The sequence below is a fragment of the Bacillus timonensis genome, from assembly GCF_004799755.1.
GTDB classification, from domain to species: Bacteria; Bacillota; Bacilli; order Bacillales; family Bacillaceae_L; genus Ferdinandcohnia; species Ferdinandcohnia timonensis_A.
In genome coordinates this window covers 145,371-158,624 of record NZ_SLUB01000005.1, presented here as the reverse complement: position 1 = coordinate 158,624, position 13,254 = coordinate 145,371, and the positions used below count along the sequence as shown (strand labels likewise).

Below are 13,254 nucleotides of genomic sequence, written 5' to 3'. Positions count from 1 at the left end.
GAGTTTAATGAGTTGGCGTGGATCATTGTAGTGTGAAAAGCTTCCGATTTCAGCTAATAAATCAACAATCGTCGTATCTCCAAGTCCTTGAACCGTTGAGAGCCATTCGTACTCTACAGACGTTTTTACAAGTTCAACTAAGTGCTGTGTAATGCTTTGGATTTCTTGTTCTAACTGATGGTAACGGCGAACGAGTGTGGTAATTTCAAAACGGGCCATCTCACGTCCTTCTGTTACACCAATGGAGTTAGCAGCTACTTCAATTAGACGCGTAGCTTTTGGTTTCTGAGGAGATTTCATCCCCTCTACTTTACGGTACATTACGAGCACCTCATCGGGCTGTTTCTGATATAGATCTCCCGGGAACGGGGTGCATTCTAGTACAGCTAGTGCCATTTTTCCGAATTTCGGAAATACCTGTGTAAATTCCGGAAAATAGCGATCTAGCCATCGAATCATCATGTTTTTGACAGCACCTAATTCCTCTGTCAATTTCCCTCGAAAAGTAGACCCTACTCGAAGTTCAGCCTCCACTTCTTTAAGAATACGTGGATAACTGAAGCGCCCGTCTTTTAATAGTCGCGCAATAACCAGCGCATCTTTACGGTCGTGTTTCGATTGTAGATTGTCATCTAACTCCTTTGAACGTTTGACGTGCATAGGATTCGTCATGACAAGAGGAATGCCTCGCTCTTCAAGAAAATAGGCTAAATTGAGCCAGTAGTGCCCAGTAGGTTCAATTCCAACGATGACTTCTGTTTTCTCGTATTCTTTCATGGCTGTCAGAATCCGTTTGTAGAATAACTCAAAGCCATCCCGAGATTGCGTTACAGAAAATGATTTTTGGAGCACTCTACCACGATCATCTACAAAGCAAGCGAAATGTGTACGCTTTGCAATGTCGATTCCTACGACGAGTGTTTTTTCAGTGACTTGATTAATTTTTTGATTTTGTTTAAAATCCATTATGGAGTCCTCCTTGGTTAACAAATTAGGGGTCAATTTCTGCAGATCTTGACACCCCGTATCATACCAAGAGGGCTCTTTTTTGTTCAAGTCCCCGAAAATCCTTCTAACAGGAATGCTCCTTTCTTAAAATCTAGTAAGCAATCTATCTATTTTTTTATTTCCGTACCATAAGTTAAGTAGCTTTTTGGTGGTGTGCTTCCCCACATATCAAGCCCAAACTGCCCCGTTCCTGATTGCCACTCAATCGGCTCCCAGTCTGGTGCGAAAATAAGCATTCCACCTGTCCACAGTTCAACTCGGTTACCAGAAGGTTCAAAGGCATAAAGGAATTGTGCTCCGCTTGTACCGTGCTTTCCTGGTCCCCACTCGATTTTAATGTCATTTTCAGCCATGATATTCAACGCACGCAGCAATTCATCTGGGGAATCCAAGAAATAAGCTACGTGATGAAGAAGTGCCCCTGATTGATTACTGTTACGCATAAGTGCAATTTCATGTGCAATATTTGTTTTGCTTAGCCATGAGCCAAGGCGAACATCTGCTTCATTTTGGATATAGTAACGATGATGGATTCCTAGGAAATTTGTCCACCATTCCTGTTCATTTGCAACATCATTCACCATTACATTCACATGGTCAAAGCGGCGAGGTGCTGCACCTTTTCCAGTGTATTTCATTGGGTGACTTGGCAATTTGGAAGCTGTTAGAGGGTTAGAGTACTTTTCCATTTCCCAATATAGCTCAACAGGAATTCCAGCTGGGCTGTGGAATTTGATAGCATCCCCCTGTCCTAGCTCAGTTCCACCTTCAATCCACTCATATTCTGTTCCTGATTCTCTTAAAGATTTTTCGAATGCATAAAGCGATTTTTCTGAGTTAACTCTCCAACCAAAGTGATCCAGCCCTGACTTTTCAGACTGATTAAGAACCAATGTGTGATGATCCCAGTCTTGCCATGCTCGAAGATAAACCTTATCTTTTTCTTCTGCGGATACATGCAGTCCGAGAACCTCAGTGAAAAACCATGTAGATCTTTCCAGGTTTGTCACATTGATTGATGCATGACCAATGTGTGCAACATTCGATAATTTCAAATCTAGTTCAGTAAGTTCTAGCTCCTTTTGCTTTGCATTTGATAAATTCATGATTTTATACCTCCGTTTTTTCTTATAGATTTCGGATAAATTATCAAGATAGAAATCGCTTGCACCTTTTCTGCCGTTATTCAAATAATTTATCAAACAAAAATATATTTCTTGGCTTGCAGGATTTTGTTCCCGTTCTAGTTCCTATTATATGACTGTGAAAATGCAAACAAAAGCGCTAGATTCCTCTATGTGGAACAATAGTTAAAAAATTAAAATAACTCAAAAAATTATTTTCTTGGTTTAATCATTTATCTTTCTTTCATATAAAAAACGAGTTTCGGTATAAAGCCACCTCCGAACCCGTTTCCGTATCTGCAAAGTGCTAAATCCCTCTATATGAGACAGCCGACAATCTTTGTAGAAAAAATAGAAAACCCTAACGAAATAATTGTAAACGTTACCATTTAAATATACAATCGAATTTAAATGATAGAATATTTAGAACATAACCAACTTTTAACTTAGTTATCAATAACTCTCATAAATTTTTCACTATATGGAACAGCACACGAAAGGGGAATGGAAAATGTCTAAGGAAAGAAGTAATCCACAAATTCTCTCATCCGTTAGTAATGCATTACGTATTCTCAAAAGCTTTTCTACTTTTGAACCCACACAAAAGGTGAGTGATCTTTCTGAATCTCTTGGCCTAGCGAAAAGCACAGTAAGTCGGTTGCTAACCACACTAGCCCATGAAGGTTTTGTAGTAAAAGAAAAAAGCACTGGAAAGTACAAACTTGGATTATCCGTATTAACATTAGGTGGAATTGTTACAAATCACTTGGAAATTCATAAAGAAGCAGCCCCCCTACTACATAAATTAGTGAATGATACCGGGGAAACCGCACATTTATCAATTCTAGATGGAACGGATACAATCTATATTCATAAGGAGGAATGCAGTCATCCAGTTCGAATCCTTACCCATCTAGGAAGAAAAAACCCAGCTTACTGCACAAGCTCCGGGAAAGTACTACTTGCTTTTAACGAAAACAACCTTGTTGAAAAGGTAATCGAACAAGGCTTGCATGCCTATACAAGCAAAAGTATTACAGATCCTGATGAGTTGCGGAAAGAAATGCAGATAATCCGAGAAAGAGGATATGCAATTAGTACCGAGGAGTTAACCGAAGGCACAAGATCTGTGTCAGCGCCTATCCGTGATTATACAGGGAAAGTGATCTCTGCCATAAATGTAGTTGGCCCTCTCCAGCGCATGCCAGACTATAAGGTACCTGATATTGCAAAAAAAGTGTTGAATGCAAGCAATGAAGCTTCTGAACGTTTGGGGTATGATAAGAGATTTCTGGAGGTTAGATAGATTAAAAGATGGGCTCTTCAAGCCACTATAGTAAGAAGTCCCTTCTATCTATAAGTATCAATCCTAATTCAATTCATAAAAACAAGAATTTAATGAAGCAAAAGGTAGACTCGAAATGTGAGTCTACCTTTTTTGGAATTTACGAAACTCCCAAATATTTATGCTGAATATCCTTATTTTCTAACAATTCATCTGGCGTACCATTCCAAACAATCGTACCCTTGTTCATGATTAAGATCTCATCCGCTACCTGGCAGGCAAGTGAAATATTTTGCTCAACCATTAATATCGAAAGTCCGGTCTCTTTTAGCCTACTCACAATCTCACCCACTTGATCAATAATAACCGGGGCGAGTCCTTCAGATGGCTCATCCATTAAAAGAAACTGCGGATTAGTCATCAATGCCCGTCCAATTGCCAGCATTTGCTGCTGTCCACCGGATAGCTGCGTACCCATATTATTTTCGCGTTCCTTAAGAATTGGGAATAGTTCATAAACCTTATCGATATCCCAGTTTACAGCTTTACTATTTCCTTTTCCTTTCCGAGCAGGCATCGTTAAATTTTCTTTAATGGTGAGGGAAGGAAATATTCTTCTTCCTTGTGGTACTAAGCCAATGCCATGACGAGTAATTTGGTGTGTTGGTAAAGCCTGTACTTGTTTATCTTTAAAAGTGATGGTACCGCGTTTTGATTTGACGAGACCAGATATAGTATGAATCGTTGTTGTTTTTCCTGCTCCATTTCGCCCCAAAAGTGCGACACATTTTCCCTCTGGCACGTTAAATGTAACCCCTTGAAGGATATGACTTGTTCCATAATAGGAATGAACATCTTGTAACTCAAGCATGTTTTTTCGCCCCCCCACCGAAGTAAATTTCCTTTACCATATCGCTATTTCTAACTTCTTCAGGAGCACCAGTTAAAATTGGCTCGCCATGATGAAGTACAGTAATTCGATCTGCAATCGCAAAGACTACGTCCATATCATGTTCAATTACTACTAACGCCATCGAGCGGGGCAGTCTTTGAATCATCTCAGAAGTTTGAGTTGTTTCTGCTGGAGACATTCCTGATGTTGGTTCATCTAATAAAAGAAGCTTTGGTTTACTAGCCATCGCCAATAGTACTTCTAGTAAACGTTGTTCCCCATAGGATAGATTGTTTATTTTCACATCACGGCGATGAGTTATCTTCCATTCTTCTAATATCTCATTTGTTTCTTTTTTTATATCAGAACGACTAGTTAGGGAATACCATATATCATGACGATATTTTTTCCTGGCTGCCAATGCAAGATGAATATTCTCTTCCACCGTTAAATCACCAAATAAATTATTCTTTTGAAATGTTCGTGACATCCCCAAATGAACTAATCTATGGGCAGGAAGATTTGTAATATCCTTCCCTTCAAAATGCACCGTTCCTGAAGTAATCGGAAGATGATTTGTAATCGAATTAAAAAGAGTTGTTTTCCCAGCACCATTTGGACCAATGATAACATGCCGTTCGCCTGGCTCTACTTCCAATGATACATCATGTAGTACTTGTAGGGTTCCAAATGATTTATTGATTTTATCTACTTTTAGTAAACTCAACTGATAACCTCCTCCTTTTCTGATTGATTAGTAGAGGAAACCTGATTATTTTTGGGTTTTCTTTTAAAAATCATATCGACACCTAATTTCAACCACTGGATGACTCCGCCTTTTCCAAGTAGGACAAGGAAGATGAGAATGCTGCCCAATATCAATGGCCATCTTTCCGTATAGGTACTGATAAAGTTTTGTAAAAAGATGAATACACCTGCTCCAATCGCAGGTCCAAGCAATGTCCCTACGCCCCCAATGATAACCATGATCATTACTTGACCAGAGAACAGCCAACCAGATAACTCTGGAGAGACGAAAACGTTATAGAAGGAATAAAGTGACCCAGCAAACCCTGCTAATGCTCCAGAAAGGGTATAGGCTAATAGTTTATAAACACGAACGTCATAGCCAAGTGCCCTCATACGTCCTTCGTTTTCCATGACGCCTTTCGTGATTTTTCCTGCGGGAGATTCAACGAATAATCTTAGTAAAATAAAGACAGTGACAAAAATAATCCCCATCACATAATACATCGTTTGCGGATCAAATATATCACCAAACCCCAGATTCATAATAGCGGAAACAGTCATCCCATCCGCTCCACCTGTTATATCCTTCATTTGCCAAAATAGAGTAAATATCAATTGGCTAAAGGCAAGCGTAATCATAAGAAAGTAGAATTGAGAAGTACGAATAAATACTGCCCCAGTAATCAATGCAAGCAATCCAGCGATTAGAACCGCGATAATAATGATTAAATACGTATTAGTCACAAACTGCCCGATTAATGCAACAGAATAGGCACCAATTCCAAAAAAGGCAGCATGCCCTAGTGAATCTAAACCTGCATAGCCCATAATTAAGCCTAAACTCATGGCGAACATGGCCATAATAAAAATTTCAGTTGTTAAATTCGTTCCAAAATCAGAAAGTACTTGCGGCACTATGAAAACGACGAGGAGAAGTAATACAGCATAAAGGATATTTTTCTTCAATTATGCCACCTCTCTTCCAAATAGACCTTGAGGGCGAATGATTAATATAATCATCATGATTAAGAATACAATGAGCATGGATAAGGATGGGAACCAAACTTTTCCAAATATTTCTAATACCCCAATAATTAATGCTCCAATAAACGATCCCTTCCATGAACCTAAACCACCTATAACAACAACTATTAAGGATGTGATAAGAATCTCAGCATCCATTCCTGTATACATACCTAAGAGTGGTCCACCTAATACACCACTAAATCCAGCTAAGGCTGCTCCAAAGATAAATACACCTGTAAATACAACTCCTACATTAATACCAAGAGCACTAACCATTGCGCGGTCATCTACCCCTGCACGAATGACCGCCCCTACACGTGTCTTTGCTTCTAAATACCATAGTAGTACGGCTAATAAAATACCAACAAATACTACAAACAAACGAAATACCGGGAATGCCATATCCCCAATTGGGATGGACATATTAAGAATTGCAGGTGCTGGAATTAATTGCATTTCTGTTCCCCAAATCCACTTAACTGAGTCTGCAATAACTAGCATTAAACCAAATGTCAGCAACACTTGCTGCAGCACTTTTCCATAAACACGTTTGATTAATACTTTTTCAAGGATAAAACCAAATATCCCTACTGAAATAGCGGATAATAGTAGGGCAAACCAAAAGTTAATCCCATTGCTAATAAAGGTAAAGGCCAAATAGGATCCTAGCATAAATAGTGCTCCATGAGATAGATTGACAACATTCATAACGCCTAGAATAATCGTTAGCCCTGCTGCAATCATAAAGTACAGCATTCCATATGCAATACCCGTTATAAGTTGAACTAGAATTATATCCAAGGACTCTCCCCTCTCTTCCTTTAAATGTAGTAGAATAATCAGTTTTTTAATGAATAAATGGGGTTGTCTTTTTGGACAGCCCCATTTATTTAGTTTATCAGAATTTTTTAGTAACCATTATTCAAATGGTGATGTTTCCGGCATTGTTACTTTTTCTTTTGTTTCAATTACCTCAGGAACAAGTTTTCCATCTTTCATCACATTTTTCGTAATATAGATATTCTGAATAATGTTATGCGTTTTTTCATCAATTGTACTTGGTCCGCGTGGACTATCATAAGAAATACCTGGTAATTCTTTGATTAACTTTTCTGCTTCTACGCTGCCTGCTGCATCTAGAGCTTTGTCAATAACTGTTGCTGAGTCATATCCATTAACAGAGAACGTATTTGGAAGCTTTCCGTATTTCTTTTCATAAGCTTCAACAAATTTTTTATTTAAATCATTCTCCAACCAAGGCGAGTATACTGTTCCAGCAAGATATCCTTCCGAACCATCCCCAGTAGGCTCTAACATTAGTAAATCACCAAACTCTAACGTTCCAGACATTGGTATTTTATCTTTTAATCCAAATTCCTTGTATTGTTGAATATAACGAATACCGTCACTACCAGCAAAGAAGGAATAGATTACATCTGGCTCCAGACTAGATGCTTCCTGTAAATAAGTAGAAAAGTCATTTGTCCCTAATTTCGGATAAAGTTCTTTTATTACTTCACCGCCCGCTTCTTCATAGGCAGCCTTAAAGGATCTTAACACTTCAATACCAGCAGGGAAATCAGAACCCATAATAACCGCTTTTTTACCAACATTTTCTGCTACATACTCTCCAAGAGCATATCCATTTTGCCAGTTAGACCAAGATACACGGTATACATAATCACTCTTTTTACCCCAGTTAAGATCGTCTGCTGCTGCGTTTGGTATAATCATTGGAATTTGGTCTTTATTTACTTCATCACGTAATGCAAGAGCGATAGATGAGTTAGTTGTTCCAACTAGAAGGTCTACTTTTTCACTATGAACTAATTGACGATATTTTCTTAAACCAACTTGTGGATTTCCTTCGTCATCTTCAAATTTAAGCTCAACATTTTTACCACCTAATTTTCCACCATGTTCCTCTAAATATAGTTCGAATCCTTCTTTAATACTGTCGGATAATGGTGCCAATGGACCCGTAAAGGATAGGACAAAACCAATTTTAATTGTTTCTCCTTCTGCTGATTGAGGTTTTTCCCCTGTTGAGGTAGATTTTTGTTTTTCCCCTCCGCAGCCTGCAACAAAAAGCATCATTGTTACAAGAAGCAGACACATTAATTTCCATTTTGACTTCGTTTTCTTTTTCTCCATTTTCAATTCCCCCTTTTGTGATTTAAAATTGGTTACTATTTCAAAACTACCCTTTTAAACGCTTACATATTTGTTTTATAAAATATGACAATACCTCATTTTCCCTTTCAACACCTTTCTCGAAATGTTCTGATTTTTCTATCTAACTCGATGTTAATCTGACTTTGTTCCTACTGCAACACCCTTGTTCCGCTATATGCAACTTATCATTTTTTTTATAAAAAATAAAAAACCACCTCAGAATTAAAGGTGATTTCTCAAATTTCTATACCAATTTCCTTTTTCTATCAGTACACAACTCTAGCAAAGGCTGGCTAATATAAAAACAAATTACGTTTCCTTACTAGAATTAATGTAACGATAATCGCAAAAATCAAAAAAAGATTCTATCAATGCGGTTCTGTAATAAATGCTTCAAGATTTCTCTACCGGAGAATAAAACCATGCAGCATGTAAATATTCCACTCCATAAAAAATACCACAGTCCAAATGACCGTGGTAGACCACAAATCTTAAACGTTCTTACAAAAAGGCAAGGGTTTCCCCTTGCTTTTTAGAACGACAATTTTAAACTATTGGTTATCCGATTGAACCTTCCATTTCGAACTTGATAAGACGGTTCATTTCAACAGCATATTCCATTGGAAGCTCTTTTGTAAATGGCTCGATGAAGCCCATTACGATCATTTCAGTCGCTTCTTGTTCTGAAATACCACGGCTCATTAGATAGAATAATTGTTCTTCAGATACTTTAGATACCTTTGCTTCGTGCTCTAATGAAATATTGTCATTTAGAATTTCATTATATGGAATTGTATCAGATGTCGACTGATTATCCATGATTAAAGTATCACATTCAATATTTGAACGAGCTCCGTCAGCTTTACGTCCGAAGTGTACAATACCACGGTATGTTACTTTACCACCATGTTTTGAAATGGATTTCGACACAATCGAAGATGTCGTATTTGGCGCAAGGTGCATCATTTTCGCACCTGCATCTTGGTGTTGACCTTTACCAGCAATCGCGATAGAAAGAGTCATACCACGAGCTCCTTCACCGCGAAGGATAACTGCAGGGTATTTCATTGTTAATTTAGAACCGATGTTTCCATCAATCCATTCCATTGTTGCATTTTCATCACAAACGGCACGCTTTGTAACAAGGTTATATACGTTGTTTGCCCAGTTTTGAATCGTTGTATAACGGCAATACGCGTCTTTTTTAATGATGATTTCAACAACCGCACTGTGAAGTGAGTTTGTTGTGTAAACAGGTGCAGTACATCCTTCAACATAGTGTACACTTGCACCTTCATCAACAATAATTAATGTACGCTCGAACTGACCCATGTTTTCAGAGTTGATACGGAAATATGCTTGAAGTGGCGTATCAACCTTAACACCTGGTGGTACATAGATGAATGACCCACCAGACCAAACAGCAGAGTTCAATGCTGCGAACTTATTGTCAGTTGGAGGAATAACTTTTGCCCAGTGCTCACGGAAAATATCTTCGTTTTCTTTAAGAGCTGAATCTGTATCTTTAAATACGATTCCAAGTGCTTCAAGATCTTCCTTCATATTGTGATAAACAACTTCTGATTCGTACTGAGCAGAAACACCAGCAAGGTATTTTTGTTCAGCTTCAGGAATACCTAATTTATCAAAAGTAGCTTTGATTTCTTCTGGAACTTCATCCCAAGATTTTTCGGATTTCTCAGATGGTTTTACATAATACGTAATCTCATCAAAGTTCAAGGTGTTTAAGTCTCCACCCCATTGTGGCATTGGTTTGTTGTAGAAATGCTCTAAGGATTTAAGACGGAAGTCTAACATCCATTGAGGCTCTTCCTTCATGCGAGAAATTTCTTCAACAATTTCTTTTGTTAATCCACGTTTTGAACGGAAGATGGAAACGTCTTTATCTGCAAAGCCATATTTATAATCGCCAATTTCAGGCATTTTCTTTGCCATTCTACTTCACTCCATTCTCTGTAAGAGACTCTTGAAATAAAGTCTGCAAGAGGTCACTTACGATTCATTTTCCTCGTTCTTAAATCCCTTTTCCATTGCTTTCCAAGCTAATGTTGCACATTTGATACGCGCTGGGAATTTTGAAACGCCCTGAAGTGCTTCAATGTCTCCTAAATCAATGCTATCATCATATTCGTTTCCAAGCATCATTTCTGAGAAGATTTGTGACATTTTTAATGCATCTTCAATTTTTTTTCCTTTAATCGCTTGAGTCATCATAGATGCGGATGACATCGAGATGGAACAACCCTCACCATCGTATTTTGCGTCTTGGACAACCCCATCATCCACTTTTAACGTAAGATGAATCCGGTCTCCACAGGTTGGATTATTCATGTCGATTGTTAAGGCGCCCTCTTGAATAATCCCACGATTTCTCGGCTTTTTATAATGATCCATTATCACCTGTCGGTACAAGGTATCAAGGTTTATCTTAGAATCCATTGCTGAAATACTCCTTTGTTTTTATGAGTCCTTCAACTAGTTTATCAATTTCTTGTTCCGTATTGTAGAGGTAAAAACTTGCACGAGCAGTAGCAGAGACCTTAAGCCATTTCATTAATGGCTGTGCACAGTGATGACCTGCTCTTACAGCGATACCATCTGCATCTAAGACTGTCGCAACATCATGTGGATGGACATCATCAATATTGAAAGTTACGAGCCCTGCACGATGCTTAGGTCCATAAATCGTTAGACCCTCTACTTGCGACAATCGTTCCATTGCATAATTTGCTAGGTTATGCTCATGCTCTAGGATTTGATCAAGACCAATATCCTCTAAAAAGTCAATTGCAGCACCTAATCCAATTGCTCCAGCGATGATTGGTGTTCCAGCTTCAAATTTCCACGGAAGCTCTTTCCATGTTGATTCATAAAGGTCAACGAAATCAATCATTTCACCGCCAGTTTCAACTGGCTCCATTTTTTCAAGTAAAGCTTTCTTTCCGTATAATACACCGATACCAGTTGGTCCACACATTTTATGGCCTGAAAAAGCAAGGAAGTCGCAGTCAAGATCTCTCACGTCAATTTTCATATGCGGAGCAGCTTGTGCACCATCTACAACCATAATTGCTCCGTTTCGATGGGCAATTTCGGCAATTTCTTTAATAGGGTTAATTGCTCCGAGGACGTTTGAAACCATAGTGACTGATACAATTTTAGCTTGATTTGTAACAGTAGCCTCAACATCCTTCAAATCAATTGAGCCATCCTCTTGTAAAGGAATATATTTCAATTTTGCACCAGTGCGTTTTGCAATTTGCTGCCAAGGAATAATATTGGCATGGTGCTCCATATAGGTAATGACAATTTCATCGCCCTCTTTAAGATTATCACGCCCATAGCTTTCTGCAATTGTATTCATTGCAGTTGTTGTTCCCCGGGTAAAAATAATCTCTTGAATAGAGGAAGCATTGATAAATTTACGAACCTTTTCACGCGCATTTTCATAAGCATCAGTTGCTTTTGTTCCAAGGGTATGAACCCCGCGGTGTACATTCGAGTTATATTCTCGATAGTAGCGATCAATTGCTTCGATAACAGGAACCGGTTTTTGAGATGTAGCAGCACTGTCCAAATAGACAAGTGTATTACCATTTACTTCTTGATCCAGGATAGGGAACATGGAACGAATATCTTGGATATTCATTATCTTACTTTCCTTTCGATTACCTCAACAAGTTGCTTTTTAACACCTTCAATTGGAAGTTGGTTGACAACTGGTGCAAGGAATCCATGAATCACTAAGCGTTCAGCTTCCTTCTGAGGAATACCACGGCTCATTAAATAATATAATTGCACTGGGTCAACCCTACCAACCGATGCAGCGTGACCTGCTGTTACATCATCTTCGTCAATAAGTAAAATTGGGTTAGCATCTCCACGAGCTTTTTCGCTAAGCATCAATACTCTTGATTCTTGTTCTGCATTTGATTTAGATGCACCATGTTCAATATGCCCAATACCATTAAAGATTGAGCTGGCGCTGTCTTTCATCACACCGTGCTTTAAAATATAACCTTCTGAATTTTTACCATGGTGCGTAATTCTTGTAGTGAAGTTTTGCTTTTGTTCACCACGACCAACAACTACTGTCTTCGTATCTGCAAACGAACCATCACCAACTAAGTTCGTGATGTTTTCTGAAATCGTATCACCATCATTCATGAGTCCAAGAGCCCATTCGATTTTACTATCACGGCCGATGACCCCACGACGAGTTACATAGGTTGTGTTTCCTGTTGCTAAGGCATCTACAGCACCGTAGGTTACCTTCGCATTGCTACCAGCAATGACCTCTGACACAATGTTTACAATCGTATTTACAGAGTCTGTAGTTGAAATATAGTTTTCAACATAAGTAACAGAACTATTATCTTCAGCCACAACGATTACATGGTTAAAAGTGGCCACTTCGCCATTTTCTTGAATAAATACAGCATGTAGTGGAACGGATACTTCAACATTTTTAGGTACGTAAACGAATGCACCACCATTTACTAATGCTGCATGTAATGCAGTAAGACGATGTTCGTCAACCTTAACAGCTTCTGTCATAAAGTATTTTTGAAGAAGTTCACCGTGTTCACGAGCAGCTGTATGAATATCTGTGAAAATAACGCCACTTGCTTTTACATCTTCAGTTAAAGAAATAAATGCTGGCGTATTGTTTCGTTGAATATATATATTCTTTTCTTCTTCAACATGAATTAAAGATTTAATTTCTTCAGGTAATTCGTCAATTGAGTGATATGGAGCACTTTCTACAACATGGTTTGCAAATTGTGTAAAGTTCCATTTGTCAATTTTCGTTTTATCTGGTCTTGGCATTGGAAGGTCTTCTGCTTTTTCAAGAGCTTGTAAGCGAAGATCCTGTAGCCAACTTGGTTCACCAAGAGAAGACGAAAAACCTCTGACATACTCTTTATCAAATGGTAATTTCGTATCGATTGTCATAATAATCCTCCTAACGC

General features: G+C 38.4%; 12 protein-coding genes. 1 reads left to right on the top strand and 11 read right to left on the bottom strand.

Features of this window, described 5'->3' with window-relative positions:
- Nucleotides 1-966 (bottom strand): IS110 family transposase (locus E1I69_RS05265; protein ID WP_136378548.1); only part of this gene is annotated, 966 nt, incomplete at its 3' end.
- Between the two features lie 149 nt (nt 967-1,115).
- On the bottom strand, nt 1,116-2,114 hold the full coding sequence (locus tag E1I69_RS05260) for a VOC family protein (protein WP_136378547.1): 999 nt from the start codon (nt 2,112-2,114) through the stop codon (nt 1,116-1,118).
- A 529-nt stretch (nt 2,115-2,643) separates the two neighbouring features.
- On the opposite strand from E1I69_RS05260, the gene E1I69_RS05255 reads away from it, so the two are divergent.
- Nucleotides 2,644-3,438 carry an IclR family transcriptional regulator gene (locus E1I69_RS05255; protein WP_136378546.1) on the top strand — a complete coding sequence of 265 codons (795 nt, stop codon included), beginning with the start codon at nt 2,644-2,646 and terminating at the stop codon, nt 3,436-3,438.
- 139 nt (nt 3,439-3,577) lie between these two features.
- On the opposite strand, the gene E1I69_RS05250 is transcribed toward E1I69_RS05255, so the two are convergent.
- The 9 genes from E1I69_RS05250 to sufD form a co-directional block, all read right to left on the bottom strand.
- Complete coding sequence (locus tag E1I69_RS05250; protein ID WP_116352940.1) at nt 3,578-4,288, bottom strand: ABC transporter ATP-binding protein; 711 nt, start codon at nt 4,286-4,288, stop codon at nt 3,578-3,580.
- Entirely contained in the window at nt 4,281-5,036 is a 756-nt protein-coding gene (locus E1I69_RS05245) for an ABC transporter ATP-binding protein (protein WP_136378545.1), read from the bottom strand. Before E1I69_RS05245 ends, E1I69_RS05250 begins: the two co-directional genes overlap by 8 nt.
- Nucleotides 5,033-6,025 (bottom strand): branched-chain amino acid ABC transporter permease, encoded by a 993-nt coding sequence (locus E1I69_RS05240; RefSeq protein WP_136378544.1) that lies wholly within the window; start codon nt 6,023-6,025, stop codon nt 5,033-5,035. The genes E1I69_RS05245 and E1I69_RS05240 overlap by 4 nt, the downstream gene beginning before the upstream one ends.
- Nucleotides 6,026-6,886, bottom strand: a complete 861-nt coding sequence (locus E1I69_RS05235) for a branched-chain amino acid ABC transporter permease (protein ID WP_136378543.1) — start codon at nt 6,884-6,886, stop codon at nt 6,026-6,028.
- 117 nt (nt 6,887-7,003) lie between these two features.
- Nucleotides 7,004-8,239 carry an ABC transporter substrate-binding protein gene (locus tag E1I69_RS05230; RefSeq protein ID WP_136378542.1) on the bottom strand — a complete coding sequence of 412 codons (1,236 nt, stop codon included), beginning with the start codon at nt 8,237-8,239 and terminating at the stop codon, nt 7,004-7,006.
- A 579-nt stretch (nt 8,240-8,818) separates the two neighbouring features.
- Nucleotides 8,819-10,216 carry a Fe-S cluster assembly protein SufB gene (sufB, locus tag E1I69_RS05225; RefSeq protein ID WP_136378541.1) on the bottom strand — a complete coding sequence of 466 codons (1,398 nt, stop codon included), beginning with the start codon at nt 10,214-10,216 and terminating at the stop codon, nt 8,819-8,821.
- Between the two features lie 57 nt (nt 10,217-10,273).
- The gene (sufU, locus tag E1I69_RS05220; RefSeq protein ID WP_136378540.1) at nt 10,274-10,720 is read right to left on the bottom strand and encodes a Fe-S cluster assembly sulfur transfer protein SufU; all 447 of its coding nucleotides are present in this window, start codon (nt 10,718-10,720) and stop codon (nt 10,274-10,276) included.
- On the bottom strand, nt 10,710-11,930 hold the full coding sequence (locus tag E1I69_RS05215) for a cysteine desulfurase (RefSeq protein WP_136378539.1): 1,221 nt from the start codon (nt 11,928-11,930) through the stop codon (nt 10,710-10,712). Before E1I69_RS05215 ends, sufU begins: the two co-directional genes overlap by 11 nt.
- The gene (sufD, locus tag E1I69_RS05210; protein ID WP_136378538.1) at nt 11,930-13,237 is read right to left on the bottom strand and encodes a Fe-S cluster assembly protein SufD; all 1,308 of its coding nucleotides are present in this window, start codon (nt 13,235-13,237) and stop codon (nt 11,930-11,932) included. The genes E1I69_RS05215 and sufD overlap by 1 nt, the downstream gene beginning before the upstream one ends.
- Between the last annotated feature and the right edge of the window lie 17 nt (nt 13,238-13,254).

Coding starts and splice junctions, on each gene's coding strand:
- E1I69_RS05215 (WP_136378539.1), bottom strand. CDS start 11,930: ATGAATATCCAAGATATTCGTTCCATGTTCCCTATCCTGGATCAAGAA.
- E1I69_RS05250 (WP_116352940.1), bottom strand. CDS start 4,288: ATGCTTGAGTTACAAGATGTTCATTCCTATTATGGAACAAGTCATATC.
- sufB (WP_136378541.1), bottom strand. CDS start 10,216: ATGGCAAAGAAAATGCCTGAAATTGGCGATTATAAATATGGCTTTGCA.
- E1I69_RS05255 (WP_136378546.1), top strand. CDS start 2,644: ATGTCTAAGGAAAGAAGTAATCCACAAATTCTCTCATCCGTTAGTAAT.
- E1I69_RS05230 (WP_136378542.1), bottom strand. CDS start 8,239: ATGGAGAAAAAGAAAACGAAGTCAAAATGGAAATTAATGTGTCTGCTT.
- sufU (WP_136378540.1), bottom strand. CDS start 10,720: ATGGATTCTAAGATAAACCTTGATACCTTGTACCGACAGGTGATAATG.
- sufD (WP_136378538.1), bottom strand. CDS start 13,237: ATGACAATCGATACGAAATTACCATTTGATAAAGAGTATGTCAGAGGT.
- E1I69_RS05260 (WP_136378547.1), bottom strand. CDS start 2,114: ATGAATTTATCAAATGCAAAGCAAAAGGAGCTAGAACTTACTGAACTA.